General features: G+C 71.3%; 26 protein-coding genes and 1 riboswitch. Of the genes, 14 read left to right on the top strand and 12 right to left on the bottom strand.

Annotated elements, in window-relative coordinates; all coding sequences use genetic code 11:
• Positions 1-10: 10 nt before the first annotated feature.
• On the top strand, positions 11-757 hold the full coding sequence (locus OG514_RS04210) for an endonuclease/exonuclease/phosphatase family protein (protein WP_266890942.1): 747 nt from the start codon (positions 11-13) through the stop codon (positions 755-757).
• 42 nt (positions 758-799) lie between these two features.
• Here the strand turns inward: OG514_RS04210 and OG514_RS04205 are convergent, their stop codons facing one another.
• Positions 800-1480 (bottom strand): hypothetical protein, encoded by a 681-nt coding sequence (locus OG514_RS04205; RefSeq protein ID WP_266890940.1) that lies wholly within the window; start codon positions 1478-1480, stop codon positions 800-802.
• A complete protein-coding gene (locus OG514_RS04200) occupies positions 1473-2255 on the bottom strand; it encodes a carboxylesterase (protein WP_266890938.1) in 783 nt (260 codons plus the stop codon). The genes OG514_RS04205 and OG514_RS04200 overlap by 8 nt, the downstream gene beginning before the upstream one ends.
• Before the next feature lie 186 nt (positions 2256-2441).
• On the opposite strand from OG514_RS04200, the gene OG514_RS04195 reads away from it, so the two are divergent.
• From OG514_RS04195 to OG514_RS04175, 5 genes are all read left to right on the top strand, one after another.
• Positions 2442-3188: a 1-acyl-sn-glycerol-3-phosphate acyltransferase gene (locus tag OG514_RS04195; protein ID WP_181399446.1), complete on the top strand. Its 747-nt coding sequence runs from the start codon at positions 2442-2444 to the stop codon at positions 3186-3188.
• A 34-nt stretch (positions 3189-3222) separates the two neighbouring features.
• The gene (locus OG514_RS04190; RefSeq protein WP_266890935.1) at positions 3223-4437 is read left to right on the top strand and encodes a MacS family sensor histidine kinase; all 1215 of its coding nucleotides are present in this window, start codon (positions 3223-3225) and stop codon (positions 4435-4437) included.
• A complete protein-coding gene (locus OG514_RS04185; RefSeq protein WP_266890933.1) occupies positions 4434-5120 on the top strand; it encodes a response regulator transcription factor in 687 nt (228 codons plus the stop codon). Before OG514_RS04190 ends, OG514_RS04185 begins: the two co-directional genes overlap by 4 nt.
• Positions 5121-5262: 142 nt before the next feature.
• Entirely contained in the window at positions 5263-6273 is a 1011-nt protein-coding gene (locus OG514_RS04180) for a 2-hydroxyacid dehydrogenase (RefSeq protein ID WP_266890931.1), read from the top strand.
• Between the two features lie 131 nt (positions 6274-6404).
• Entirely contained in the window at positions 6405-7184 is a 780-nt protein-coding gene (locus OG514_RS04175) for a trypsin-like serine protease (protein WP_266890929.1), read from the top strand.
• A gap of 64 nt (positions 7185-7248) precedes the next feature.
• Here the strand turns inward: OG514_RS04175 and OG514_RS04170 are convergent, their stop codons facing one another.
• The 3 genes from OG514_RS04170 to OG514_RS04165 all read right to left on the bottom strand — a co-directional run bounded on the left by OG514_RS04170 (position 7249) and on the right by OG514_RS04165 (position 12218).
• Positions 7249-9120: an anthranilate synthase family protein gene (locus tag OG514_RS04170; RefSeq protein WP_266890927.1), complete on the bottom strand. Its 1872-nt coding sequence runs from the start codon at positions 9118-9120 to the stop codon at positions 7249-7251.
• 104 nt (positions 9121-9224) lie between these two features.
• Positions 9225-9281 (bottom strand): trp operon leader peptide, encoded by a 57-nt coding sequence (locus OG514_RS39450; protein ID WP_073917353.1) that lies wholly within the window; start codon positions 9279-9281, stop codon positions 9225-9227.
• Between the two features lie 111 nt (positions 9282-9392).
• The gene (locus OG514_RS04165; protein ID WP_266890925.1) at positions 9393-12218 is read right to left on the bottom strand and encodes an N-acetylmuramoyl-L-alanine amidase; all 2826 of its coding nucleotides are present in this window, start codon (positions 12216-12218) and stop codon (positions 9393-9395) included.
• A gap of 153 nt (positions 12219-12371) precedes the next feature.
• On the opposite strand from OG514_RS04165, the gene OG514_RS04160 reads away from it, so the two are divergent.
• Together OG514_RS04160 and OG514_RS04155 are read left to right on the top strand one after the other, a co-directional pair.
• Positions 12372-13724: a class II 3-deoxy-7-phosphoheptulonate synthase gene (locus OG514_RS04160; protein ID WP_266890923.1), complete on the top strand. Its 1353-nt coding sequence runs from the start codon at positions 12372-12374 to the stop codon at positions 13722-13724.
• Positions 13725-13856: 132 nt separating this feature from the next.
• Complete coding sequence (locus OG514_RS04155; RefSeq protein ID WP_266890921.1) at positions 13857-14102, top strand: bacterioferritin-associated ferredoxin; 246 nt, start codon at positions 13857-13859, stop codon at positions 14100-14102.
• 25 nt (positions 14103-14127) lie between these two features.
• Here the strand turns inward: OG514_RS04155 and bfr are convergent, their stop codons facing one another.
• Positions 14128-14604, bottom strand: coding sequence for a bacterioferritin (gene bfr, locus OG514_RS04150; protein WP_030314454.1), 477 nt, complete (start codon positions 14602-14604; stop codon positions 14128-14130).
• Between the two features lie 177 nt (positions 14605-14781).
• On the opposite strand from bfr, the gene OG514_RS04145 reads away from it, so the two are divergent.
• On the top strand, positions 14782-15426 hold the full coding sequence (locus OG514_RS04145; protein WP_266890918.1) for a sulfite oxidase-like oxidoreductase: 645 nt from the start codon (positions 14782-14784) through the stop codon (positions 15424-15426).
• Between the two features lie 33 nt (positions 15427-15459).
• On the opposite strand, the gene OG514_RS04140 is transcribed toward OG514_RS04145, so the two are convergent.
• The 6 genes from OG514_RS04140 to thiO all read right to left on the bottom strand — a co-directional run bounded on the left by OG514_RS04140 (position 15460) and on the right by thiO (position 21397).
• Positions 15460-16071, bottom strand: a complete 612-nt coding sequence (locus OG514_RS04140) for a DUF4396 domain-containing protein (protein ID WP_266890916.1) — start codon at positions 16069-16071, stop codon at positions 15460-15462.
• Positions 16072-16156: 85 nt separating this feature from the next.
• Entirely contained in the window at positions 16157-17008 is an 852-nt protein-coding gene (locus tag OG514_RS04135; RefSeq protein ID WP_266890914.1) for a deoxyribonuclease IV, read from the bottom strand.
• A gap of 6 nt (positions 17009-17014) precedes the next feature.
• Positions 17015-18919, bottom strand: a complete 1905-nt coding sequence (pknB, locus tag OG514_RS04130; protein ID WP_266890912.1) for a Stk1 family PASTA domain-containing Ser/Thr kinase — start codon at positions 18917-18919, stop codon at positions 17015-17017.
• Positions 18920-19167: 248 nt separating this feature from the next.
• Positions 19168-19962 carry a thiazole synthase gene (locus tag OG514_RS04125; RefSeq protein WP_266890911.1) on the bottom strand — a complete coding sequence of 265 codons (795 nt, stop codon included), beginning with the start codon at positions 19960-19962 and terminating at the stop codon, positions 19168-19170.
• 5 nt (positions 19963-19967) lie between these two features.
• Positions 19968-20168 (bottom strand): sulfur carrier protein ThiS, encoded by a 201-nt coding sequence (gene thiS / locus OG514_RS04120; protein ID WP_266890909.1) that lies wholly within the window; start codon positions 20166-20168, stop codon positions 19968-19970.
• Positions 20165-21397 (bottom strand): glycine oxidase ThiO, encoded by a 1233-nt coding sequence (gene thiO / locus OG514_RS04115; RefSeq protein WP_266890907.1) that lies wholly within the window; start codon positions 21395-21397, stop codon positions 20165-20167. Before thiO ends, thiS begins: the two co-directional genes overlap by 4 nt.
• A 48-nt stretch (positions 21398-21445) precedes the next feature.
• Positions 21446-21559: riboswitch (TPP riboswitch) on the bottom strand.
• A gap of 82 nt (positions 21560-21641) precedes the next feature.
• On the opposite strand from thiO, the gene OG514_RS04110 reads away from it, so the two are divergent.
• From OG514_RS04110 to OG514_RS04090, 5 genes are all read left to right on the top strand, one after another.
• Positions 21642-22865, top strand: a complete 1224-nt coding sequence (locus OG514_RS04110) for an NAD(P)/FAD-dependent oxidoreductase (protein ID WP_266890905.1) — start codon at positions 21642-21644, stop codon at positions 22863-22865.
• A 43-nt stretch (positions 22866-22908) separates the two neighbouring features.
• Positions 22909-23274 carry an Rv2175c family DNA-binding protein gene (locus OG514_RS04105; protein ID WP_266890903.1) on the top strand — a complete coding sequence of 122 codons (366 nt, stop codon included), beginning with the start codon at positions 22909-22911 and terminating at the stop codon, positions 23272-23274.
• Between the two features lie 102 nt (positions 23275-23376).
• Positions 23377-24045 (top strand): thiamine phosphate synthase, encoded by a 669-nt coding sequence (gene thiE, locus OG514_RS04100; protein WP_266890901.1) that lies wholly within the window; start codon positions 23377-23379, stop codon positions 24043-24045.
• A gap of 162 nt (positions 24046-24207) precedes the next feature.
• The gene (gene metF, locus OG514_RS04095; protein WP_266890899.1) at positions 24208-25125 is read left to right on the top strand and encodes a methylenetetrahydrofolate reductase [NAD(P)H]; all 918 of its coding nucleotides are present in this window, start codon (positions 24208-24210) and stop codon (positions 25123-25125) included.
• 54 nt (positions 25126-25179) lie between these two features.
• Positions 25180-26019, top strand: a complete 840-nt coding sequence (locus OG514_RS04090) for a hypothetical protein (protein WP_266890897.1) — start codon at positions 25180-25182, stop codon at positions 26017-26019.
• Positions 26020-26051 lie beyond the last annotated feature (32 nt).

The following is a 26051-nucleotide window of genomic DNA, read 5'->3' as shown; positions in this document are numbered from 1 at the left end:
GTTACGTGTCATGGCGATCAGTGAGCTGCCCAACTCCCGCACCGAGGCGGACGGTTCGGCCGTCCTCCGGGTCCTCAGCTACAACGTGCGCTCGATGCGCGACGACGAGGACGCCCTCGCCCGGGTCATCCGGGCCTGCGCCCCGGACCTCGTCTTCGTCCAGGAGGCCCCGCGCTTCTTCCGCTGGCGCAAGCACGCCGCCCGGCTCGCGGCCAAGAGCGAGCTCGTCATCCTGAGCGGCGGTGCCACCGCGGCCGGACCCATGCTGCTCTGTTCCCTGCGGGCCACCGTGGAACGCACCGAGGACGTGCTGCTGCCGCTCACCCCCGGCCTGCACCGGCGCGGTCTCGCGACCGCCGTCGTCCGCTTCGCCGGGGCCCGGGTCGGGCTCATCAGCTGCCATCTGAGCCTGCGCGAGGACGAGCGGTACGCCCAGGCCGGGATGGTCCTCGACCGGGTCGCAGCCCTGGGGACCCCGTACGTCCTCGTCGCCGGGGACCTCAACGAACGGCCCGAAGGCCCCGCCTTCCGCCGTCTGGCGAAGGAGCTCCAGGACGGCTGGGAGGTCAGCCCCTGGGGAGGCGCGAACACCTCGACCCCCGCCGATCCGCACCAGCGGATCGACGCGATCCTGGCCACCCCGGGCGTCGAGTTCCTCGGCTGCGGGGTGCCCACGGACCTCGACCCCGCAGACCTGCGGGCCGCCACCGATCACCTTCCGGTGCTGGCGGCGGTCCGCGTCCCGGCACTGCCCTGAGGGCCGCACCGCCGGTGGCCCGGGCCACCGGCGGTAGGAGGATCAGACGACCGCGCCGCGGCCCGGGTCGTCGAAGCCGTCGTCATCGTCGTCGTCGCGCTTCATGCGCCCCACCAGGGTCGCGAAGCCGCCCAGGAAGCCGCCGATGCAGAGCGTGGTCAGCCACCAGGTCATGTCCCACTGGAGGAGGACGGCGAGCAGCATCAGCACCGGTCCGCCGACCACGGCGAGCCAGGCGAACTTGGTCGTCGTGTCCGCCTCGGGCAGCGGGGGAGGCTCCGGCGGCACGAAGTGGCCCTCGTCGGAGCCGCCGGGGGCGTCCTCCGGTTCGGCGGGAGAGTAGTCCCGGGGGCCGGCGGGCCGTACCCCGGGCGCGAAGACGATCGAGCTGCCGAGCGCGGGACGCTCGGGACCGGCCTCCGGCTCCTCGTCCGCCCCGGGCTCCTCGGAGGCCTCCGGCGCGGTCTCCCCGGTCGTCGGCCTCGGCTTCCAGGGCGTGCCCTTTCCGACGGCCGGCCCCGGCTTCACCGGCCGGACCTCACCGGCGTCGTCGCCGTCCTCGCCCTCCGGCTCCGGAAGCGACAGGTTCTCGACCGTCCGGAACGGCTTGGCCCCCGGCGGGTCCACGGGCTCCTCGCCGTACCCCGCGACGATCGCGGCCCAGGCCGCCTCCTCGTCGATGGGCTGTGGCTCCCGCCCGCCGCCGTCCTGCTCCTCAGCCACCGCTCCTGCTCCCCTGTTCGTCGACCAGACCCGGGGCGAGACGCTCGACGAAGGCCAGGCTCTCGTCGAAGATCCGCTCCGCGTCATGGTCCAACGTCGCGACGTGGTAGCTCTGTTCCAGCAGGATCTCCTGGACGTCCGTCGAGGAGATCCTGGAGAGGATCCGGGCCGAGTCGACGGGCGGCACGACATGGTCCTGAGGGCTGTGGAGCAGTACCACCGGCTGCGTGACCTGCGGAAGCTCCGCGTCGACGGTCCGGAAGAACTGGCGCAGGGAGTGCGCGGCGTGCAGCGGCACCCGGTTGTAGCCGACCTCGGTCACGCCCTCCTTGGCGATGTCGCTGGCGATGCCCGCGGTCGTGCGGACCAGATGGCGGGCGACCGGCAGCGCGTGCGCCGCCAGGCCGTGCACCTTGTTGCCCGGGTTGACCAGGACGATGCCCTTGACGGCGTCGCCGTGCTGGGCGGCGAGCCGCAGGGTCAGCGCCCCGCCCATGGAGAGGCCGAAGACGAAGACGGTCCCGCACGTCTCCAGGAGCTCGCGCAGGGCCCGGTCCACCTCCGCGTACCAGTCGTGCCAGGTGGTGAGCTGCATGTCCTCCCAGCGGGTGCCGTGGCCGGGCAGCAGCGGCAGTGACACCGTCAGGCCGCGCTCGGCCAGATACTCGGCCCACGGGCGCAACGACTGCGGGGAACCGGTGAATCCGTGACAGAGAAGGACGCCGACCTCTCCGCCTTCATGGCGGTACGGCTCGGCTCCGGGAAGGACCGGCACCGGGGTCTCCTGTTCGCTCGACTTCGCGTTCGCCTTCGGGTGCGCCTTCGGGGGCGCCGCAGCGACGGAAAATGGGGAAGGACCTTCACGGTACGCGACCGGACCGACACCGACCAGGGCCGTAGCGGGGGCCGTACCCCGGTACGGGATAAAGTCGTCGCGACGGCACACGGAAGGCATGGCGAGTTGATCTACGGCGCAATGAAGTTCTCCCTCGGAGGGTCCCTGAAGCTTGCCTTCCGACCCTGGGTGGAGGGTCTGGAGAACATCCCCGCCGAGGGGCCCGCGATCCTCGCGAGCAACCACCTCTCGTTCTCCGACTCCTTCTTCCTGCCCGCCGTGCTCGACCGCAAGGTCACCTTCATCGCCAAGGCGGAGTACTTCACCTCGCCGGGTGTGAAGGGCAAGCTCACCGCCGCCTTCTTCAAGGGCGTCGGCCAGCTCCCGGTGGACCGTTCGGGTGCCCGCGGCGCGGGCGAGGCGGCCATCAAGGCCGGCATCGAGGTCATCGAGAGCGGCGGGCTCTTCGGGATCTACCCCGAGGGCACCCGTTCGCCCGACGGACGCCTCTACCGGGGCAAGCCCGGCGGTCTCGCGCGCGTGGCCCTGGCCACCGGCGCGCCGGTGATCCCGGTCGCCATGATCGACACCGAGAAGATCCAGCCGCCCGGCAAGGTCGTCCCCAAGCTGATGCGCCCGGGGATCCGGATCGGCAAGCCGCTGGACTTCACCCGCTACCAGGGCATGGAGGGGGACCGCTTCATCCTGCGCTCGGTGACCGACGAGGTCATGTACGAGATCATGAAGCTGTCCGGCCAGGAGTACGTCGACATCTACGCGACCGCCGCCAAGCGGCAGATCGCGGATGCGGAGAAGGCGGCCAAGGAGGCCGTCAAGGCCGAGATCGCGGCTCGGGAAGAGTCCGGCGCGTAGGCGTTCCCGTACGGGACGCCCGGGGGTGGGGGAGATGGCCAAGCGCGAGCGTGTCGTGCGCATGTCGGTCGAGCAGCCGTTGTGGCGGGCACTGACCGGCTACCGCGTCGGGACGATGATCTATGCGGTCCTGCTGTTCGTCTTCGGCCGGGAGGGGTACGAGCGGCCCTGGATCGCCGTCTCCTATCTGGCGGTGATGAGCGTCTGGACCCTCGCCACCCTCCCCAGGGTGGCGAACGCGGCCAGCTGCACCAAGCGCTTCCTCGGCGCCGACCTCACCGTCGCCCTCGTCGGCATCCTCCTCACCCCGCTCGCCGACGCCCAGGCCCAGACCGTCGACGGCCCCACCCTGCCGACGATATGGACCGCCGGATCCGTCCTCGCGTACGCGCTCAAGGGCGGCTGGCGCTGGGCCGGCTTCGCCTCCACCGCCGTCGCCGCCGCCAACCTCGTCGAGCGCGGCCACCCCAGCCGGGACACCCTCCACAACGTCCTGCTCGTCTGGGTGGCCTCCATCGCCATCGGATACGTCGTCGAGGTGGCCCGCGCCTCCGAGCGCACCCTCGCCCGCGCCCTGGAGATCGAGGCCGCCACCCGCGAGCGGGAGCGGCTCGCCCGCGACATCCACGACAGCGTCCTCCAGGTCCTCGCGATGGTGCAGCGGCGCGGCACGGCGATGGGCGGTGAGGCCGCCGAGATCGCCAGGATGGCGGGGGAGCAGGAGGTGGCGCTCCGTACGCTCGTCGCGGGCGGTCTCACCCGGCCCAGCCTGGTCTCGGAGGACGAGTCCGAGGGGGCCGTGGTCCGGGTCGTCGACGTGGACGACGAGCCGGACGACGACACCCCGGTCGACCTGCGCCTCCTGCTCGCCCCGCGCGCCGGGGCGAAGGTCACCCTGTCCGAGCCGGGCGCGCCCGTGCTCCTCGTGCCGCCCGCCGCCCGAGAGCTGGCCGCCGCCGTCGGTGCCGCCCTGGACAATGTCCGGGTGCACGCGGGCGAGGACGCCCAGGCCTGGATCCTCGTCGAGGACTGGCCGGACGAGGTGATCGTCACGGTCCGGGACGACGGCCCCGGCATCCCGGAGGGCCGTCTCGCGGAGGCCTGGGGCGAGGGCCGGATGGGGGTCGCCCTCTCCATCCGGGGGAGACTGCGGGATCTGGGCGGCTCGGCCGAGCTGATCTCGGTCCCGGGCCAGGGCACGGAAGTCGAGTTGAAGGTTCCACGGGGGAAGGCAGGACAGGAAAGATGAGCGAGCAGCAGGCCGAGCAGCAGCGGATCAGGGTGATGGTCGTCGACGACCATCCGATGTGGCGGGACGCGGTCGCCCGCGACCTGGCCGAGGCGGGCCTCGACGTGGTCGCCACCGCCGGCGACGGCGAGCAGGCCGTCCGCCGCGCCCTCGCGGTCACCCCCGACGTCCTCGTGCTGGACCTGAACCTGCCGGTGAAGCCGGGCGTCCAGGTGTGCAAGGAGCTCGTCGGCGGCCGGCCGGGACTGCGCGTCCTGGTCCTCTCGGCGAGCGGCGAGCACGCCGACGTGCTGGAGGCGGTGAAGTCCGGCGCCACCGGCTATCTCCTCAAGTCGGCCAGTACGGAGGAGCTGATCGACGCCGTGCGGCGGACCGCGGCCGGTGACCCCGTCTTCACCCCCGGCCTCGCCGGACTGGTCCTCGGCGAGTACCGCCGGCTCGCCTCCGAGCCCGTCCCGGCGGCAGGCGGCGACGAGCCGAAGGCCCCGCAGCTGACCGAGCGCGAGACGGAGGTCCTGCGGCTCGTCGCCAAGGGGCTGAGCTACAAGCAGATCGCCGAGCGCCTGGTGATCTCGCACCGCACGGTGCAGAACCACGTCCAGAACACCCTCGGCAAGCTCCAGCTGCACAACCGGGTGGAGCTCGTCCGGTACGCCATAGAGCGCGGCCTCGACGACGCCTGAGGCGCCAGGCAGCAAGCAGCAAGCAGCAAGCAAAAGGCACCTGGCCCCAGGCGCCCGGTAGGCCGGGCGCCGCGACGGGATGGGTCGTATATTCGCGAGGATCGCGTATATCCGGCCCATCACCGTCATTGAGGGGAATCTCGTGGAAATCCTGGCATTCGGCGTGCAGGCGGACGAGAAGCCCCTGATCGAGAAGGCCTTCGCGGGACACCACGACGTCCGCTGTCTGAGCGTCTTCCTCACCGAGGACACCGCCCCCATCGCGGCCGGCTACGAGATCGTCTCCACCAGCGTCAACGCCGCCCTGGACCACCGCGTCCTGCAGACCCTCGCCGCCGGCGGGACGCAGATGATCGCCCAGCGCTCCACCGGCTTCAACAACATCGACCTGGAGGTCGCCGAGCGCCTCGGCCTCACCGTCGCCCGGGTCTCGTACTACTCGCCGTACTCCGTCGCCGAGTTCGCCTGGACCCTCGCCATGGCCGTCAACCGCCGGATCGTCCGCGCCTCCAACCGGACCCGCGACTTCGACTTCCGCCTCGACGGGCTGATGGGCCGTGACCTGCGGGGCCGTACCGTCGGCGTGATGGGCACCGGCAAGATCGGCGAGGCGTTCACCCGGATCGCCCACGGCTTCGGCATGACCCTCCTCGGCTGGGACGTCGCCGAGAACCCCGCCTGCGTCGGACTCGGCATGAAGTACGTGGAGAAGGAACGGCTCTTCGCCGAGGCCGACCTGATCAGCCTCCACGTACCGCTGCTGCCCTCCACCCAGCACATCATCGACGCCGCCGCCCTCACGTCCATGAAGGACGACGCCATCCTGGTGAACTCCAGCCGCGGCGGCCTCATCGACACCGAGGCGCTGGTCGTCGAACTCCGGGCCGGACGCTTCGCAGGCGTCGGCCTCGACGTCTACGAGGCAGAAGCGGGGCTCTTCTTCCTCGACAAGTCCCTGGAGGTCGTCGAGGACGACACCCTGGCCCGCCTGGTCACCTTCCCGAACGTGGTGGTCACCTCCCACCAGGCGTACTACACCGAGGACGCGGTCGGCCAGATCATCGACACCACCGTCCGGAACGTCCTCGACTACACCGCCGGCCGACGCAGCGAGAACGTCCTGGTGCCCCGTACCCCGACCCCGTCCATGTGACCGAATCGCTACAGCTCCGCCCTCCGGACAACCTCACCGGAGCCCCCTGCCTCCTGCAACGTGACCAGGCAGCGCGGCCGTTCGGACCGCGCGCCGACTTCTTGTGGAACCACAGGTTCGTGGGGGATCAGATGTTCTCGTTCGTCAGGCGCGGCTCCGTCGTCGCGCTCACCGCCGCTGTCGCCGCCGTCGCCACGGCCGCCGTCACGGCGACTCCGGCCGCCGCGATCCACGGGGGCCGGGGCACCACCGTGGTGGACCACCCGTACGCCATGCTCATCCAGACTCCGGAGGGCGTCCAGTACTGCGGCGGGACCCTGGTGGCACCCACCAAGGTGCTCACCGCCGCCCACTGCGTGGACGATGCCGCGGCCCCGCGCGACCTGCTCGTCATCGGAGGCCGCACCGACCTCGGCAGCACCAAGGGGACCGTCCGGCACATCGTCTCGATCAAGGTCCATCCGAAGTGGGGCGACGGCACGTTCGCGTACGACGCCGCCGTCCTCACCCTCGACCGGCCGATGCCGTACGCGACGATGCCGCTCGCCGGGCCGAAGGACTCCGCCCGCTACGCCCCCGGCACGAAGGCGAAGACCGTCGGCTGGGGCCGCACCGACCGGACGACCCTCGCCACCCGGCTGAAGGCGGCCGAGCTGCGCCTCGCGCCGCTCAAGAGCTGCGAGCCGTTCACCGATCCCACCGACTCCGCCGCCCTGAAGCTGTGCGGGACCTCGGCGTCCGGCGCCCCCGACAGCGTCTGCAAGGGCGACTCGGGCGGGCCGTTGGTCGCGGACGGGAAGCTCGTCGGCATCGTCTCCAGCGGCAACAAGTACTGCGACGACCAGTACCCGGCGTCCGTGTTCACCCGGGTCGACGCGATCGCCAAGGGCCTGAACCTGCCGGTGTCCTGAACCGGCGGGCCCGCGGACCCGCCGGCACCGGCAGGTTCGCGGGCGGGCCCGGGAGCGTCGCCCCTCAGACCAGTACGCCGGCGAGGAGCGAGGCCGTCAGGGCCGCGCCCTCCGTCGTCAGCACCGACTCCGGGTGGAACTGCACCCCCGCGAAGCCCGGCCCGCGCAGTGCGTGCACCTCGCCGGTCTCCGTGTCCCGGCTCACCTCGATCCGGTGCAGCGCCAGCTCCGTCGCGGTCCGGTCGTCGCAGCGGGCGGTGAAGCTGTTGTAGAAGCCGACGGTCCGCTCCTGCCCGAAGAGGTCGATCCGCAGCTGGGCCCCCTGGAACGGGGTCCGCTTGCGGACGATCTCCAGGCCCAGCTCGGCGGCGATCAGCTCGTGCCCGAGGCAGACACCCAGGAGACCGTGCCGGTGTTCCCGCACCAGCTCGGCCGTCAGAGCGCGCAGGAAGCGCATCTTCGGGTCGGCGGCGTCCGAGGGGTTCCCGGGACCGGGGCCGAGGACCACCGGCCCCTCGTGGGCGAGCGCGAGCTCGCGCAGCCCCGGCTCGTCGTAGCGGAGCACCGACACGTCGAGACCCGAGGAGCGCAGGACGTGCGCCAGCATCGCCGTGAAGGTGTCCTCGGCGTCGATCACCAGCGCGTGGCCGGCCAGTTCGGCCGACCTGACCTGCATCTTCAGCCAGAACGGCGCGAGGTCCGACCGCCGCGCGTCCAGGGCGGCCCGCACCCGCGGATCGTCCGCGAGGGCCATGGAGGCCGGTGCGGCGCCGCTCGGAGGCCGGCCCTCCCGCACCCCGAGCGCGGTGAGCACCCCGGCGGCCTTGGCGTGGGTCTCGGCGACCTCGCCCGCCGGGTCCGAGTGCCGTACGAGGGTTGCGCCGACCGGCACCCGGAGGTGCCCGTCGGCCGCGATGTCGGCCGTACGGATCAAGATGGGGGAGTCCAGGGTCTGCGCGCCGCTCTCGTCGGTGCCGAGCAGGGCCAGGGCACCCGCGTAGTAGCCGCGCCCACCCACCTCATGACGCTCGATCACCCGGCACGCGTTCTGCACGGGCGAGCCGGTCACGGTCGCCGCGAACATCGTCTCCCGCAGCACCTCCCGCACGTCCAGGCTGGAGCGGCCCCGCAACTCGTACTCCGTGTGCGCGAGATGGGCCATCTCCTTCAGCCGCGGACCGACCACCACCCCGCCCATGTCGCCGACCGTGCACATCATCTTGAGCTCCTCGTCGACCACCATCGACAGCTCCTCGGTCTCCTTGCGGTCGGCGAGGAAGGCGAGCAGGCCCTCGGCGGTCGGGGCGGCCCCGGCCGGGTAGCGGTACGTGCCGCTGATCGGGTTCATGACGACCGTGCCGCCCGACATCCGTACGTGCACCTCGGGGCTCGCCCCGACCAGCGTCCGGTCACCGGTGTGCACGACGAAGGTCCAGTACGCGCCCCGCTCGCCGGCGAGCAGCCGCCGGAACAGGGCGAGCGCGTCGGCCCGCCCGAAGCCCGGGATCTCCCCGGTGTACGTACGCCGGATGACGAAGTTCGCGCCCTCGCCGGAGCCGATCTCCTCGTCGATGACCCGCCGCACGATCCCCGCGTACTCCTCGTCGGAGACGTCGAAGCCACCGCCCTCGACGGCCACGTCGTGCGCGGGCAGCTGCTCCAGGGCCTCGGCGAGCGGTAGCTCGTGGGACTCCTCGGCGACCAGGACCGAGAGCGGGGTGCCGTCGTCGCGCACGTCGAAGCCGCGCTCCCGGATCTGCCGGAAGGGCACCAGGGCGAGCGTCGGCAGCGGGCCCACGGGCAGCTCCGCGAGGCGCTCGGCCTCGTGGACCCGGCCGATCAGCACCTCGACGGTGTCGTGGTCACGGCCGGGAGTACGGCGGCGCAGCAGGGCGAAGGGCGGGCAGGAGGGGTCGAGGAGACGGGTGAGGTCCATGAGGTGTGTCGTTCCTTCCGAGTGGAGTACGGAGAGGAACGGCCCCGGGTACGAGAAAGGCCGCCCCTCGGGCGGCCTTCGCGTGTCTGTCGGTGTACGCGCAATCAGTGGGCCGCCGGATGAGCGGTCCACCACCAGTTCTGGATCTGCGAGGCGTACATGCGAGCACTGTAACCCAGCCGGACACGGGAACGGGGTCCGGTCCGCACCGTGGACGGTGCGAGCCGGACCCCGAGGTGTCCTTGAACTACTGAACTACCTGATCTGTCCGATCAGAAGATCAGGTTGTAGATCTGCCAGCCCGGGCCGACCTGCACGCGGGTGGCGAAGGGGGCAGTGGGCTTGCCCGTGCCCTTGTAGAACCACAGGGCGCCGGAGCCGTCGCGGGCGACGAGGTCGACCTTGCCGTCCATGTCGAGGTCGCTCGGACCCACCATGCTGTTGTAGGCCCCCCAGCCGCCGCCGACCCGGACGCGGGTGGCGTACGGCGCGGTGGGCTTGCCCGTGCCCTGGTAGTACCAGAGAACCCCGGTGGTGTCGCGTGCGACGAGGTCGGCCTTGCCGTCAGCGTTCAGGTCGCCGGTGCTGATGAGCTGGTTGTACGTCTGCCAGCCACCGCCGACCCGCAGGCGGGTGGCGAACGGCGCGGAAGGAGTACCGGTGCCCTGGTAGTACCAGAGCACGCCGGACTTCTCACGGGCGATCAGATCCGGCTTGGAGTCACCGTTCAGGTCACGGACACCGAGGATCCGGTCGTAGACCTGCCAGCCGCCACCGGTCTTGAGCCGGGTCTTGAACGGCGAGGAGGGGTTCCCGCTGCCCTGGTAGTACCAGAGCACACCGGAGGCCTCACGGGCCACGGCGTCACCGGTGCCGTCGGCACGGAGCGCGGTCATGGGCGTGATGGTGTTGTACGCACCCCAGCCGGACCCGACCCGGTACCGGTTCAGGAACGCGCCCTTGCCGGTGCCCTGGTACTGCCAGAGGACACCGGCGGTGTCACGGGCGAGGAGGTTGTAGCGGTTGGTGGTGGCGACGGGGGCGGCGGGAGCCGCTTCCACCACGTCGGAGGCCTTCACCCACGCCATGCGGTGGTTGAAGCGGATGGGGATGTACATGTCGGTGCCCACGACGTGCGCCTGGGCGGAGCCGAAGTAGTCGTCGCCCTTGACGGCCGGACCGGCCTTCACATAGGCGGCGCCGCTGCCGAAGACGTACTTCGACAGGTAGTTCGGGTTGTCCGTGGGAGCGGTGACACCGTTGGTGCCGGGGTACGCCGAGGCCTCGGGGAAGGCGCGTCCGTAGATCAGCGGGGTCACGCCGGCCTTGGGCTTGAGCACCTGCTGCGAGGTGTCCTTGACGACCGAGGTGTACTGGCCGCCGGGGTTGTAGAACCAGGCCTTCTGCCCGCCGTACCAGATCTGTGTCCAGTCGTTCTGCACGCCGGCGACCACGTAGGCGCCGCCCGCGCGGACCTTGTTCGCCCAGTTGTACCCGTACTGCCAGTTCGACGTGAAGTACGGGTCGGTCAGCGCCTTGCTCTGGTCGGCCACGGGCTCGGAGTAGAGGTACCCGAAGTTGACCGGAAGCGGGTCGGTCGTCTTGTTGACGTCCACCCCGTTCTCCCGCTCCGTGTACTTCATCGCCTGCTGGTTCGCCGAGGTGAACGGCGGGACGACGCGGACCAGCTGGCCGGCCTTGAGCAGGCCGCCCGCCTGGCCGGCACCCGTCGGGGCGCCGAGCAGGGACATGTAGTGGTTCCAGTCCCAGAAGGGGCCGGCGTCCCAGTGCATGCCCGAGACCTTGGAGTTGATGTGCCCCGGGACCTCGTCGTGGCCGATGATGTGCTCACGGTCCAGCGGGATGCCGTAGCTGGTCGCGAGGAACTTCACCAGGGCGGCGGAGGACTCGTACTGCGGCTCGGTGTACCAGTAGCCGGCCTTGATGGCGTAGCCCTCGTGCTCCACGCCGATGTCGTGCATGTTGTCGGACCAGTTGCCCGCGTGCCACGCGATGTTCTTGTTCTCGACCATCTGCGCGACATGGCCGTCGAGGGCGCGGACCAGGTAGTGCGCGCTGCCCGCGGCCGTCGGGCTCTGGAAGGCCGTGATCGTGCCCTCGTAGCTGCCCTCCGCGTCGTGGATCACGATGCGGCGGATGTCCAGGGCCGCGCCCTTGGCGCGGTTGGCGAGGGTGTAGTTCCGCTGTCCGGTGCTCGGCACCTCGGCCGGCCGGAAGTCGCAGCTCAGGTTCGCAGGGCACTCGGGGGTCGGAAGCGCCGTGGTGCTCGCGAAGGTCGCGGCCAGCGGTACGTTCGACGGCTTGACGGGCTCGACCGCCGGGTCCGCCGACAGGGCGACCGGCTCACCGTTGGCGGTGAGCGCGGTCTCGCCCGTCTTGATCGACTCGAAGACGCGCTTCGCGAAGAGGTCGGCGCCCTTCTTGTCGGGGGACTGGCTGTAGCGAGCCACGGCCGGGTACCAGTCGCCCGGGTCCTCGGAGAGCTCGGCACCGGCCTGCTTCTGGTACTCGGCGAGCAGCGCGGCACCCGCGCGGATCGACGCGGCGGTGTCGTCCTTGACGGCGTCGGCGGAGCTGTCGATCAGCTCGGCCGCCTTGTCCAGGGTGTGCAGCCGCGGGTCGTCGGTGTCGACGGTCCGCTTCGGCATCGCCTTCAGCGCCTTCAGCGCTTTCGCGGCGTCGAAGTTCTTCTCGATCTCGGCCTTGCCGCTCGCGTTGAGGTGCGAGAGGAGATCCTCGTCGTCGGGCTCCTCGATGTCCTCCGGGTCGACCTTCGTCAGGCCCATGACGTTGTACGCGCCAGTCGTGCTCGGCTGCCCGTCGTGCGACTCCCACCGCGTCTGCCGGTACGACACCGCCATCAGCACGCTCTGCGGCACATCGAACTCTCGCGCCGCGTTTGCGAACTGTGACTGGAGGGAAGCATCCCCGGCAGCCGCCTTCGTGTCGCCCGCCCCGCCGAGGAGGCCCGGCGAAGCGACCGCGATGGTGCCGATCGTGGCGGTGGCGACGACCGCTGCCGCCGCTCCGTACAAGAGTCGTCTCTTCTTGCGGTCCCTGCGGTGCCCTTGGGTCACGCCCACCCCTGTGATTCGACTGTTTAAAGTGAAACGGGCCAGAGGGTAACACCACTCGATGGCGTGAATATCAGCGGGTGACATTCCGGGCGCGCGTCTCAGTCACTGGGCAGGGGGACAGGACCGGACGAAGAACCCCGTAATGTTGTGCGTGTGACCGTGAACGCTGATACCCACGCCGTCGCCAAGGCGACCTGGCGAGACCTGCCCGCGGCGCAGCAGCCCGAGTACCCCGATGCCGAGGCTCTGCGCGATGTGATCGCGGACCTCGAGTCGTATCCTCCGCTCGTCTTCGCCGGCGAGTGCGACCAGCTGCGCGCCCGGATGGGAGCCGTCGCCCGTGGCGAGGCGTTCCTGCTCCAGGGCGGCGACTGCGCCGAGGCCTTCGACGCCGTGTCCGCCGACCACATCCGGGCCAAGCTCAAGACGCTGCTCCAGATGAGCGCCGTCCTCACCTACGCGGCCTCCGTGCCCGTGGTGAAGGTCGGCCGCATCGCCGGCCAGTACTCGAAGCCCCGCTCCAAGGGCACCGAGACCCGTGACGGCGTGACCCTGCCGACGTACCGAGGCGACTCGGTCAACGGCTTCGGCTTCGACGAGAAGTCCCGCATCCCGGACCCCGAGCGCCTGAAGCGGATGTACAACGCCTCCGCCTCCACGCTCAACCTGGTGCGCGCCTTCACCACAGGTGGCTACGCCGACCTGCGCCAGGTGCACGCCTGGAACCAGGACTTCGTGAAGTCGTCCCCCTCGGGCCAGCGCTACGAGGCGCTCGCCCGCGAGATCGACAACGCGCTGAACTTCATGAAGGCCTGTGGCACCGACCCGGCCGAGTTCAAGGCCGTCGAGTTCTACGCCTCCCACGAGGCGCTGCTGCTCGACTACGAGGGCGCCCTCACCCGTACGGACTCGCGCACCGGCAAGCTGTACGACACCTCCGGTCACATGGTCTGGGTCGGCGAGCGCACCCGCCAGCTCGACCACGCCCACATCGAGTTCGCCGCGCGCATCTCGAACCCGATCGGCATCAAGCTGGGCCCGACCACCTCGGTGGACGAGGCGCTGACGTACGTCGACCGTCTCGACCCGGACCGCGACCCGGGCCGGCTGACCTTCATCGTCCGCATGGGCGCCGACAAGGTCCGCGACAAGCTCCCCGAGCTGGTCGAGAAGGTCACCGCCTCCGGTGCGGTCGTCGCCTGGGTCACCGACCCGATGCACGGCAACACCTTCGAGGCCGCCTCCGGCCACAAGACGCGCCGCTTCGACGACGTGCTCGACGAGGTCAAGGGCTTCTTCGAGGTCCACAAGGCGCTGGGCACCCACCCGGGCGGCATCCACGTCGAGCTCACCGGTGACGACGTCACCGAGTGCGTGGGCGGCGGCGACGAGATCTTCGTCGACGACCTGCACCAGCGCTACGAGACGGCCTGCGACCCGCGTCTCAACCGCAGCCAGTCCCTCGACCTGGCCTTCCTGGTCGCGGAGATGTACCGCGATCAGTAAGTAGGTACCTACGAGGATGGGGCGCGGATCGATGTGATCCGCGCCCCATCGTCGTATCCAGGGCTTTTACGGTCCCGCGTCGCCGGGTAAGGTTAGGTTAGCCTAATCGATCACGGCGGGAGGTGAACCGCGTTGTACGTCTGCTCATGCTTCGGCGTTACGGAGAAGCAGGTCAAGCAGCATGCCGACGCGGGCGCCTGCACGCCGCGCCAGATCGCGTCGGCCTGCAAGGCCGGTACGGACTGCGGTTCCTGCGTCCGTCGCATTCAGGCCATTCTCGGCCGGGGCAACTGCCCACGACGTGACCTCGTGGACCAGGGCATGCCCGCCCTGGCGGCCGACGTCGTCGAGCCCGAGGGCCTCTCCGAGGCCGCCTGAGCCCTCCGGAGCACCGGCCGGGCTGTCAGCTGGGCTGCTCGATGAGCGTCGAGATGTAGAGCGCCTCACCCAGGGACTCGATCAGCTCCAGCTGCGTGTCCAGGTAATCGATGTGGTGCTCCTCGTCGGCCAGGATCTCCTCGAAGAGGTTGGCGGACGTGATGTCCCCCTTGGCCCGCATGACCTCGATCCCGCGCTTGAGGCGGTCGATCGCCTCCACCTCGACCTGGCGGTCCGCCTGGAACATCTCGGTGAGGGTCTGGCCGACCCGTACGTGGAAGAGCCGCTGGTAATTGGGCAGGCCGTCGAGCATCAGAATGCGCTCGGTCAGCTTGTCCGCGTGCTTCATCTCATCGATGGACTCTTCGCGCGTGTATTTGGCGAGCTTCGTCCACCCCTTGTTGTCCTGGATGCGGTAGTGCAGCCAGTACTGGTTGATGGCCGTCAGCTCGCCGGTCAGCTGCTCGTTGAGGAACTCGAGGACCTCGGGGTCGCCCTGCATCGCAGAGGCTCCTTCCACGTTGCGTGTCTACGCCGTCACTGGGCAGGATGGCCGCATCCTCGCACCCCGAATGGGGGGCGTCCAGTAAGTGCAGGCTTAGTGGGAGTTGCCCCGATCCGACCCGGCGGGAGGTCGCCTGGTCATGACCACCCCTCGCCGTCTGTCACCATGGATGACATGGGTCAGCCGGAGAGCGGAGTACACCGGGAAGCGGGGCAGCCGGATCGTTCACCGGACCTTCCGCCTGGTCAGCGGCTCCAGCGCGGCTGGCCGGTCACCCATTACGGGCCCGTCCCCAAGTTCAAACCGGACCGCTGGGAGTTCCGCGTCTTCGGCGCGACGGCCGACGGTGACAAGCGGTGCTGGAACCACGAGGAGTTCTCGGCCCTTCCGTTCTCCACGGTCGAGGCCGATCTGCACTGCGTCACGAAATTCAGCATGCTCGGGGCCGAATGGGGTGGCGTCCCGGCCCGTACGGTGCTTGAGCTCGCCCCGCCGGCGCCTCAGGTCACCCATGTGATGGTCTGGGCCGAGTACGGCTACAGCGCCAACATGCGACTCGCCGACTTCGCCGGGGACCGTACGATTTTCGCCACCCACAAGGACGGGGAGCTGCTCACCGCCGAGCACGGTTTCCCGCTGCGCCTGGTGGTCCCGCACCTGTACGCGTGGAAGGGCCCCAAGTGGGTCCGGGGTGTCGAGTACATGGCCGCCGACCGCCGGGGCTTCTGGGAGGAGCGGGGCTACCACAACCTCGGCGACCCCTGGACGGAGCAGCGGTACTCGTACCAGGAGGAACCTGGAGACGGCCCGGAGCTGTAGGCCCCGGACCGTCCGTCGGTCTGTTTTCGCCGTTCAGTGGTGGTACTGGTGGACCACCGCGTGGCCCTTGCCGCGGCCGATCATCCACTTGTTGACCGGCGTGGTGATCACGAAGGCGGCGGCGAGCGCGATGGCGAGCACGATCCAGAAGAACGCCTCGTCGAGATGCGCGTCCATGGCGCCGGGCCAGAGGGCGATGATGCCGTTGTCGATGATCTCCATCACCGCGATGGAGAGGGTGTCGGCGGCGAGCGCCACCTTGAAGGCCGTCTTGAAATCGACGCCGGCGGCCAGGATGCCGCGCAGGGTGAGCGCGTAGCCGAAGAAGAAGGCCAGGATGATCGCGAGGATCATCGTCTGCGTGTTGCCCCAGCCGAGCGCGGTGCCGATGACCATGCCGAGGATCTCGCCGATGGCGCAGCCGGTGAGGCAGTGCAGCGTGGCCTTGGCGGCCATGGACCAGGAGACCTTGCCGGGGGCGTGGTGAGCACCGTGGTGCTCGTGGTGAGTGCCGTGCTGGTCCTGATGGCCACCGTGCTGCTCCTGGTGACCCTCGTGGGCCGGGTGGCCTTCGTGTCCCGCCGTGTGACCCTCGTGGCCCGTGTGGGTGCTGTGGTCGTGATGGGCGTGCGCGTCGTGCTGCATCGGGTGCCCCCCATGGTCGGGTAGCGGTTCCTGCCGTTGCAAGAACCGTATACCCCCCAGGGGTATTCCTCAACGGGAAGTCGTGTCAGTCCCTCAGCTTCTTGAGCAGATCCACGTCCGCGAGGTGACCCGCCGTGCCGCCGGGCGTCTCGATGATCAGCGGCACGCCCTCGGTCGCCGGGTGGCGGAGGAGGTTCCGGAACGCGTCCTCGCCGATGTGACCCACGCCGATGTTCGCGTGCCGGTCCTTGCGGGCGCCGACGACGTCCTGGGAGTCATTGGCGTGGATCAGCTTCAGACGTCCCTCGCCCACGGTCGCCACCAGCTGGTCGAGCGTCTGCGCCGCGCCGTGCGGACCGGTCAGATCGTGGCCGGCGGCGAAGATGTGACAGGTGTCGAGGCAGATCCCCAGCTTCGGATGACGGTCGAGCGCGTCGAAGTACGGCCCGAAGTCCTCCGCGCGCGAGCAGAGCGAGAAGCCCTGCCCGGCCGTCGACTCCAGGAGCAGATCCGGATCGTCCTCGTGCGTCAGCTCGTCGAGCAGCGGCAGCAGCAGCTCCCGCACCTGCGCGAGCGCCACCGCGCGCGTGCGGCCCCCGGTCGCCGAGCCGGTGTGCACCACCACGCCCTTCGCGCCGATCTCGCGGCCCCGCCGCAGCGAGTGCCGCATCGACTCCACCGACTTCTCCGCGGTGGCCTCGGTGTGGGAACCGAAGTTGATCAGGTACGGGGCGTGGACCCAGGCCGAGATCGACTCGGCGGCGCAGTCGGCGCGGAAGCGTTCGTCCTGGGCGGGGTTCCCGGGCGGGGTGGCCCAGCCGCGCGGGTTGGCGACGAAGACCTGCACGGTCTCGGCGCCGAGCTCACGGGCGTAACCGAGGCCGACCGTGGCGAGGCCACCGGCCACCGGGACATGGCCACCGACGGGGTTGCGCATCAGCTTCTACAGTCCCTTGATCGTGATCGTGACGACGGAGCCCTCGGGCGCGGTGGAGCCGCCCTCCACGGACTGGCTCGCGACCGTGTTGCCCAGGTAGGGGAAGGACTTCTTGATCTCCACCTCGAAGCCCTCGTCCTCCAGGGCCGTACGGGCGTCGTCGACCGACTCGCCGGTGACGTCCGGGACCTCGACGAGCCGGGGGCCCTTGGAGACGGTGAGGGTGATGGTGTCGCCCTCGGCGGCCCGGCTGCCCCCGGCGAGGGACTGGGCGGCGATTGATCCGGCGTCCTCGGGCGAGTTGATCCGCTCCGGGGCGACGACCACCTTGAGCCCCTCGTCCTGGAGCAGGGCCGTGGCATCGGCCACGGTCTCGCCGGTGACGTCGGGGACGTCGATCGGGGAGCCCTTGCTGACCACCAGGGCGATGGCCGAGTCGGGGGCGCGCTCGGTGCCGGGCTCGGGGTCCGTACTGATCACCGCGCCCTGGGCGACCGAGTCGCTGAACGCGCTGGTGATCACCCCGGCCACCAGGCCCTCCTGCGCCAGGGCCCGCTTCGCCTCGGCGAGTGGCTTGTTCTTGAGGTTGGGCACCTTCACGATCTCGGGGCCCCGGGACAGGGTCAGGGTGACCGTGCCGTTGTCCCGGAGACGCTCGCCGGGCGCCGGGTCGACGGCCATGACGGTGCCGCGCTCGTAGACGTCGCTGAACGCGCGCTTCGTCGTGCCGACCTCAAGACCGGCGTCGGTGATCCGCTTGGTCGCCTCGGTCTCCGTCTGGCCGAGCACGGCGGGGACCCGGGTGAACTGGCCGGAATTGATGTACCAGACGCCGGCGCCCAGGCCGAGGGCCAGCAGAACGCCGAGGACGAGGAGCAGAGGGCCGCGCGGGGGCCGGCGACGGCGGCCGGGCGCGGGCGGCTCAGGGGCCGGAAGCCGGTTCGTGTGCAGCACCTGGTGCGCGTCGGCCTCGGCCGGTGCGGGCCGGGCGATCACGCTGGTCCGGTCGTCCGTGGTGTCCCGGGCCTCGGACCGCGCCTGCGGGGGTACGGCGTCCAGCTGCTCGTCGCCGAGCGCGGCGCGGGCCTCCCGGAGGAGGGCGAGCAGGGCGACGGCGTCGTACGGGCGGACCTCGGGGTTACGGGCCGTGGCCGCCGCGACCAGCTCGTCCAGCTCCAGGGCGAGCCCGGGAACGGTCGCCGAGGGGGCGGGCACGTCCGTGCTGAGGTGCTGGTAGAGCACCTGGGCGGGCGTGTCGCCCGAGTGCGGCTTGCCGCCGGTCAGCATCTCGTACAGGACGACACCGCAGGCGTACACATCGGCGCGGGTGTCGGCGGTGCCGTGCTCGATCTGCTCCGGCGCCAGGTACGAGACGGTGCCGAGGACCGAACCAGTGGTGGCCGTCGCCGAGCCCACGGCCCGCACGAGACCGAAGTCCGCGACCTTCACCCGGCCGTCGTCCCCTATCAGGACGTTCTCCGGCTTCATGTCCCGGTGCACGAACCCGGCCCGGTGCGCGGCGCCGAGCGCGGCGAGCACCGGCTCCAGGATGTCGAGCGCGGCCCGGGGCGCGAGGGCGCCGCGCTCGCGCAGCACGTCACGGAGGGTGCAGCCGGCGACGTACTCCATCGCCAGATAGACGTACGCGCCCTCGGCGCCCTGGTCGAAGACACCGACGACATTCGGGTGCGAGAGCCGGGCGACGGACTTCGCCTCGCGGATGAAGCGCTCGACGAAGGCGGCGTCCGTGGCGAGAGCGGGGTGCATCACCTTGAGCGCGAGGACGCGGTCGAGGCGGGTGTCGACGGCCCGGTAGACCGTGGCCATCCCGCCGACGGCGATGCGCGCGTCGACGCGGTAGCGGCCGTCGAGCAGCCGCCCGACGAGGGGGTCCTGAAGGGTCGTGTCCACGGCGTCGAGTCTACGAGGGGGCGGGCGGGGCCTTGGCCGGGCGCCCACGACTGCGACGCACCTGTGACGAGCACCGCACGCCCGAACCGCGCCCGGACCCCGCGCACCCGCCGCCCGAACCGGGCCCGCCGCCGTGTGGCCGCGCCCTGCGGGTCGGCCCGGCGGCACCAAGGCCTGGGCGGGGGAGTGGGGCGGAGCCGCCCCGGCGGAACGGAGGCCCCCGCACGGGGGGCGGCGGCGCCTTCGTTTCAGAAGGCCGGGCGTTCCGGGTCCAGGGTTGCGCGGCCTGTCGTCGGTGACGACGCCTCCGCGAAGTGGCGGCGGGGGATGCGGCCCGCCCGGTGTGCCAGGCGCCCCGCCTCCACCGCGTGCCGCATCGCCGAGGCCATCAGGACCGGCTCCTGCGCGCGGGTCACCGCCGAGGCGAGCATGACCGCCGCGCACCCCAGTTCCATCGCGAGCGCCGCGTCGGACGCCGTGCCCGCGCCCGCGTCGAGGATCACCGGCACCCCCGCCCGCTCCGTGATCAGCTGGAAGTTGTGCGGGTTGCGGATGCCGAGCCCCGAGCCGATGGGGGAGCCGAGCGGCATGATCGCCGCGCAGCCGACGTCCTCCAGCTTGCGCGCGAGGACCGGGTCGTCGTTGGTGTAGGGGAGGACGGTGAAGCCGTCGTCGACCAGCGTCTCGGCCGCTTCGAGGAGTTCCTCCCCGTCCGGCAGCAGGGTCCGCTCGTCGGCGACGACCTCCAGCTTGATCCAGTCGGTGCCGAGCGCCTCGCGGGCCAGGCGGGCCGTGAGGACGGCCTCGCCCGCCGTGTAGCAGCCCGCCGTGTTCGGCAGGACCCGGATGCCGAGCCGCTCCAGGACGGAGAGGACCGAGCCCTGGACGGTCGGATCGAGGCGGCGCATCGCGACCGTCGTCAGCTCCGTACCGCTGGCGACCAGCGAGCGCTCAAGGACGTCGAGGCTGGGCGCCCCGCCGGTGCCCATGATGAGCCGCGAGGAGAACTCCGTACCCCCGAGGGTGAAGACGTCGTCGGACATCGCGCTCAACCTCCCTGGACCGCGGTGAGGACTTCCACCCGGTCGCCCTCGCCGAGGAGCGTCGTCTCCCATTCGCCGCGCGGTACGACCGTCTCGTTGAGGGCGGCGGCGACCCCGGAGTGGGCCGTGGTCAGGGTGGCGACGAGGGCGTCGAGGGAGAGGGGGCCGGAGAGCACGCGCGGTTCTCCGTTCACGGACACGTTCATACGGGCTGCTCCTGACGTACGGGAGGAGTACTGGAAAAACGGCGGGGGGTGAAGGGGCGGGCCTCGTCGGGGAGGACGCCGGTGGTGAGCACCTCGGCCATGACGTCGCCGGTGACGGGGGTGAGCAGGACCCCGTTGCGGTAGTGGCCGGTGGCGAGGTGCAGGCCGGGCAGGGCGGTGGGGCCGAGCATCGGCGCGTTGTCGGGTGACGCGGGGCGCAGGCCCGCGAGGGTCTCGGTGAGCGGCAGTTCGGTGAGCCCGGGGACGAGTTCGTGGGCGTCGCGCAGCAGCTCGTACACCCCGCCCGCCGTGACCGTGGTGTCCCAGCCCAGTTCCTCGCTGGTGGCGCCGACGACGAGTTCGCCGTTCTCGCGGGGCACCAGGTAGACGTGGCTGCCGCGGACGACGGCCCGGACGGTCCGGGAGAGGAAGGGGGCGTACGGGGCCGGCACCCGCAGGCGCAGTACCTGGCCCTTCACCGGTCGCACCGGCGGCAGGACCTCGTCCGGTACGCCCGCGAGGCGCCCGCTCAGGCTGCCCGCGGCGAGGACGACCTGGTCGGCCGTCAGTTCCTCGCCCCCGGCGAGCACGACACCGCGCGCCCGGTCCCGTACCACCGTCAGGTTCTGCGCGAGGGCGCGGTGGAAGACCACCCCGGCCCGTTCGCAGGCGACGAGGAGCGCGGCGGCGAGCCGGCGCGGGTCGACCTGGTGGTCGCCGTCCACCCGGAGTCCGCCGCGCACGCCCGGGGCCAGCATCGGTTCGAGGCGGCGGCACTCGCGGCCGCTGAGCCACTCCGAGGTGAGTCCGCAGCGGGTCTGCAGGGCGTGCAGTTCGCGCAGATGGGCCCGGTCGTCGGCGTCGAGGGCGACGGCGAGGGTGCCGCAGGCGCGGTAGCCGACGTCGAGGCCGGTGGCCTCGGTGAGTTCGGCGACGAAGTCGGGATAGCGCCGGGCGGAGGCGAGGTTGAGCCCGAGGAGGGTCTCCTCGCCGTAGTGGAGTTCGGTGACGGCGGCGAGCATCCCGGCCGCCACCCGCGCGGCGCCGCCGCCCGGGTCGGGGTCGACCACGGCGGTGCGCAGGCCGTGCCGCGCGGCCCGCCAGGCCGTGACCAGGCCGATGATGCCGCCCCCGACGACGAGGACGTCGGCCCGACCGGCATCGGACCCGCGGACATCGGCCCGACCGGTATCGGACCCGCTGACGTCGGACTCACGGACATCGGGCACATCGGTATCGGATGCGTCGGTTTCGGACACATGGACATCGGAAGAACGCATGGGCGTCCAGCCCCTCCCTTCGCCGGCATGACCCGGATCAGGTTCGTACGGTCGGAGGCCGTCCCAGCCTCCCTCTCAGCCCGGTGCGTCCGGGCTCCCGCGAGTGCTTTACGCCCGACACACTAGCTTCCGCGTCCGGGGGGCCGTAGGCCCCTCCCTTCCTGACGATCCGTCAGATGCGTAAGGTGGTCGGGTGAGCGAGCAGAAGCAGGCACAGCAGCACGTCGTGATCGTCGGCGCCGGGATGGCGGGTGTACAGACCGCCGTCGCCCTGCGCGAACAGGGCTTCACCGGCCCCGTGACCCTCATCGGGGCCGAGCCCCACCAGCCCTACGACCGGCCCCCGCTCTCCAAGGCCGTCCTCCTCGGCAAGGCCGAGGACTCCGCCTTCGACGTCGACTTCGAGGAGCTCGGCGTCGAGCTCCGCCTCGGCCTGGACGTCACCGGGCTGCGCGCCGCCGACCACGAGATCGACACCGAGGCCGGGTCCGTCGGGTACGACACCCTGGTCGTCGCCACCGGCGCCCAGCCGGTCACCCTGCCCGGCACCGAGGGCGTCCCCGGGGTCCATCTGCTGCGCACCCTCGACGACGCCGTACGCCTCGGGCCCGTCCTGGAGCGCCGCCACAGCGTCGTGGTCGTCGGCGCCGGCTGGATCGGCGCCGAGTTCGCCACCGCCGCGCGCGCGGCCGGCTGCGCCGTCACCGTCGTCGAGGCCGCCGACCGCCCCCTCGCCGGAGCCCTGCCCGCCGAGGTCACCGCCCCGATGGCCGAGTGGTTCGGCGAGAACGGTGCCGAACTCCTCACCCACGCGCGCGTCCGCACCGTCGAGCCCGGCGCACCGGGCCGGGTCGTCCTCGCCGACGGCCGCGAGCTGCCCGCCGACGCCGTCGTCGTCGGCATCGGCGCCCGTCCCGCCACCGACTGGCTCGCCGGCTCCGGCATCGACCTCGATCCGAGCGGCGCCGTCACCGCCGACGAGCGGCTGCGCACCAGCCTGCCCGATGTGTACGCCGTCGGGGACTGCGCCTCCTTCCCCTCCGCCCGCTACGGGCGGCGCCTCCTCGTCCACCACTGGGACAACGCGCTCCAGGGCCCCCGCACGGTCGCCGGAACCATCACCGGGGCGGACTCGGGGCCGTACGACCCCGTTCCGTACTTCTGGTCCGAGCAGTTCGGCCGCTTCGTCCAGTACGCCGGTCACCACGCGGACGCCGACGAACTGCTCTGGCGCGGCGACCCGGCGGAGGGGGCCTGGTCCGTGCTGTGGCTGCGCGCCGAGGTGCCGGTCGCCCTCCTCGCCGTCGGCCGCCCCCGGGATCTGGCCCAGGGCCGCAAGCTCATCGAGTCGGCCACCGCCCTCGACCCCACGCGCGCGGCGGACCCCTCCGTACCCCTGAAGGCCGCAGTCCGGTAGGGCCCGACTACCGGCTGTCAGTCCGGGATGGCAGGCTTGTCCTGTGACCGAGATTGACGTAAAGATCGATGCGCTCGTCCCCGCCTGGCTCTATGTGCCCGACATCGCGGAGATGCTCGATGTCGAGGTGACGCGCGTGCGGCAGCTGATCAAGGAAGGTCAGCTCATCGCCGTGCGCCGCGGAGAGAACAACGCCCTGCAGATCCCCGCCGCCTTCATCCAGGGCGACAGGATCGTCAAGGGCCTCGTCGGGCTCCTGACCGTGCTGCGGGACGACGGCTTCACCGACGAAGAGATGCTGGAGTGGCTGTTCACTCCGGACGAGAGCCTGCCGGGCACGCCCGCGCAGGCGCTCAACGAGAATCGCGGCACGGAGGTGAAGCGCCGCGCCCAGGCGCTCGCCCTCTGACGCCCGCACGCACCGAAGACACCACCAAGCGGGTGCCACGGCGACCGGCCCCCACGGGCCGGCCGCCGTGGCACCGGCGCGACCGACGGGGGGAACCCACCCATGCCCACGCCTCGTGAGCGGCTCGCCGACGCCCGGCTCTACCTGTGCACCGACGCCCGGAAGCGCCAGGGCGACCTGCCCGCCTTCCTCGACGCCGTGCTCTCCTCCGGCGTGGACATCGTGCAGCTCCGCGACAAGGGCATGGAGGCCGGTGAGGAGCTGGAGCACCTCGCCGTCTTCGCCGACGCCGCCCGCCGGCACGGCAAGCTCCTCGCGGTGAACGACCGGGCCGACGTCGCCCACGCCATCGGATCCGACGTGCTGCACCTGGGCCAGGGCGACCTGCCCGTGCCCGCCGCCCGCGCGATCCTCGGCGGCTCCGACGACGTACTGATCGGCCGCTCCTGCCACGCCGAGACCGAGGCGGCCGCGGCCGCCGTCGAACCGGGCGTGGACTACTTCTGCACCGGGCCCTGCTGGCCCACCCCCACCAAGCCCGGACGGTACGCACCGGGCCTCGACCTCGTGCGGTACACGGCCGGCCTGGCCCAGGACCGCCCCTGGTTCGCCATCGGTGGCATCGACGAGACGAATCTGGACGAGGTCCTGGACGCGGGTGCGCGCCGGATCGTCGTCGTCCGGGCGATCACCGAGGCCGACGACCCGGCCGCCGCGACGGCCGCCCTCGCCAAGCGGGTCCGGGAGCGCGCGGAGATCCAGGGGATCTGAGGGCCGGCCCGGCGGGCCGGCCGGCCCGGCGGGCCCCTGCGAGGCGCCCGCCGGGACCTTCCGGCAGATCCTCCAACGATCCGCCCGGGCGCCTGTCCGAAAAGGTGTCCATTCAGCGGACACCGTTTACGCCGCTCCCCGCGCCCCGTCTAACCTGCCGGTATGGCCCTTGGAACCGCTTCCGTCCGTTCGGACCGCGCCCGCACGGTCCGCGAGATCCTCGCCTCCGGCGGCACGTCGTACTCCTTCGAGTTCTTCGCGCCCCGGACCGAGAAGGGCGAGCAGGGCCTCTGGAACGCGATGCGCCGCGTCGAGGCGGTCGGGCCGAGCTTCGTCTCCGTGACCTACGGCGCCGGCGGCACCACCCGCGGCGGCACCGTCAAGGCGACCCAGAAGATCGCCTCCGACACCACGCTCACCCCGGTCGCGCACCTCACGGCCGTCGACCACTCGGTCGCCGAGCTGCGCAACATCCTCGGCCAGTACGCCGACGCCGGCATCCGCAACATGCTCGCGCTGCGCGGCGACCCGGCGGGCGACCCGCTGGGGGAGTGGGTCGAACACCCCGAGGGCGTCAAGTACGCCGCCGACCTCGTCCGGCTGATCAAGGAATCGGGCGACTTCTGCGTGGGCGTCGCCGCCTTCCCCGAGATGCACCCCCGCTCCACCGACTGGGACAAGGACATCCGGCACTTCGTGGACAAGTGCCGTGCCGGTGCCGACTACGCGATCACCCAGATGTTCTTCGACCCGGAGAACTATCTGCGGCTGCGGGACAGCGTCGCCAAGGCCGGCTGCGAGACCCCGATCATCCCCGAGGTCATGCCCGTCGTGAACGTGAAGACCCTCGGCCGACTGCCCCAGCTGAGCAACGCGCACTTCCCCGCGGACGTGAAAGAGCGCATCCTCGCCGTCAAGGACGATCCCACCGCTGTACGCTCCATCGGTATCGAGTTCGCGACGGAGTTCTGCGCGCGGCTGCTCTCCGAGGGTGTCCCCGGACTGCACTTCATCACGCTGAACAGTTCCACCGCGACGCTCGAGATCTACGAGAATCTCGGACTGCACCAGCAGTCGTGACCGGTCGTACCCGCCCCGACCCGCGGCGGTGACCGTGGAGAGGGGCGGCGGGGCATGGGGTGGACGGTCCTCTACATCGCGTTCGGCGTGGTCGCGCTGTGGCTGCTGGGGGAGGTGCTCCTCCAGTACAAGGCACGACTGCGCTGGCGGATTCTCGCCTTCTGCGGCTTCCTCGGCGTGGTCTTCGGCGTGCTGCTGCCCTCGGTGGCGGTGATCATCGCCGGGGCGGTCGCCTTCGCCGTCGGCCAGACCTATGTGACGCTCTCCTTCCGCCGTGGCTTCTCCACCGGCTGGGCGATCGGCGGCAGCCCGGGCGCGAGCCGTCGCCGCAGGTCGGGTGCTCCGGCGCAGGCCGGACCCACGCTGGAGGTCACCGAGCTCTCCTACGAGGCCGAGGACGCCCCGTACTCGGTGCAGGACGGGCCGGAGGGGGCCGGCGCTCCGTCCGCCGCCGAGACCACCGCGGTCTACGAACCCCTGCCGATGCCCGAGGACACCGGCCAGTACGGGGTCTACAACCTGGGCCAGGACACGGGCCAGGGTGCTGCCCAGACCCCCGGCACCGGCTACGACACGGGTTACCAGACGGGGTACGACCCCTACGCGCCCGCGTACGAGCAGCAGCAGCCGGCCTACGACTACGGTCAGGCCGCCGGGCAGCAGCAGTACGCCGCCTACTCCGATCCGTACATCGGCCCGGGTACGGACGGCCAGCAGTACGGCTCCTACTACGGCGACCCGTACGCCCCCTCGTACAGCTACGACACTCCGCCCGGCGGGGTCTGGGTCCCGCAGCAGCGCGACACCGATCAGGCGCCCCAGCCGCAGCAGCAGGGACCGGGCCAGTACGGCTACGAGCCGCACCCGGACGACCAGCAGCAGTACCGGTACTGAATGACCGTGGGGGCCCCGCCGAGTCCGGCGGG

The organism is Streptomyces sp. NBC_00572 (assembly GCF_026341815.1).
Lineage (GTDB): Bacteria > Actinomycetota > Actinomycetes > Streptomycetales > Streptomycetaceae > Streptomyces.
This window is presented reverse-complemented; position numbering and strand designations above follow the sequence as displayed.

Coding starts and splice junctions, on each gene's coding strand:
- bfr (WP_030314454.1), bottom strand. CDS start 14,604: ATGCAGGGCGACCCCGAGGTCCTCGAGTTCCTCAACGAGCAGCTGACC.
- OG514_RS04210 (WP_266890942.1), top strand. CDS start 11: ATGGCGATCAGTGAGCTGCCCAACTCCCGCACCGAGGCGGACGGTTCG.
- OG514_RS04175 (WP_266890929.1), top strand. CDS start 6,405: ATGTTCTCGTTCGTCAGGCGCGGCTCCGTCGTCGCGCTCACCGCCGCT.
- thiE (WP_266890901.1), top strand. CDS start 23,377: ATGCCCACGCCTCGTGAGCGGCTCGCCGACGCCCGGCTCTACCTGTGC.
- metF (WP_266890899.1), top strand. CDS start 24,208: ATGGCCCTTGGAACCGCTTCCGTCCGTTCGGACCGCGCCCGCACGGTC.
- thiS (WP_266890909.1), bottom strand. CDS start 20,168: ATGAACGTGTCCGTGAACGGAGAACCGCGCGTGCTCTCCGGCCCCCTC.
- OG514_RS04140 (WP_266890916.1), bottom strand. CDS start 16,071: ATGCAGCACGACGCGCACGCCCATCACGACCACAGCACCCACACGGGC.
- OG514_RS04170 (WP_266890927.1), bottom strand. CDS start 9,120: ATGGACCTCACCCGTCTCCTCGACCCCTCCTGCCCGCCCTTCGCCCTG.
- OG514_RS04090 (WP_266890897.1), top strand. CDS start 25,180: ATGGGGTGGACGGTCCTCTACATCGCGTTCGGCGTGGTCGCGCTGTGG.
- OG514_RS04145 (WP_266890918.1), top strand. CDS start 14,782: ATGGGTCAGCCGGAGAGCGGAGTACACCGGGAAGCGGGGCAGCCGGAT.
- OG514_RS04135 (WP_266890914.1), bottom strand. CDS start 17,008: ATGCGCAACCCCGTCGGTGGCCATGTCCCGGTGGCCGGTGGCCTCGCC.
- OG514_RS04185 (WP_266890933.1), top strand. CDS start 4,434: ATGAGCGAGCAGCAGGCCGAGCAGCAGCGGATCAGGGTGATGGTCGTC.
- OG514_RS04190 (WP_266890935.1), top strand. CDS start 3,223: ATGGCCAAGCGCGAGCGTGTCGTGCGCATGTCGGTCGAGCAGCCGTTG.
- OG514_RS04125 (WP_266890911.1), bottom strand. CDS start 19,962: ATGTCCGACGACGTCTTCACCCTCGGGGGTACGGAGTTCTCCTCGCGG.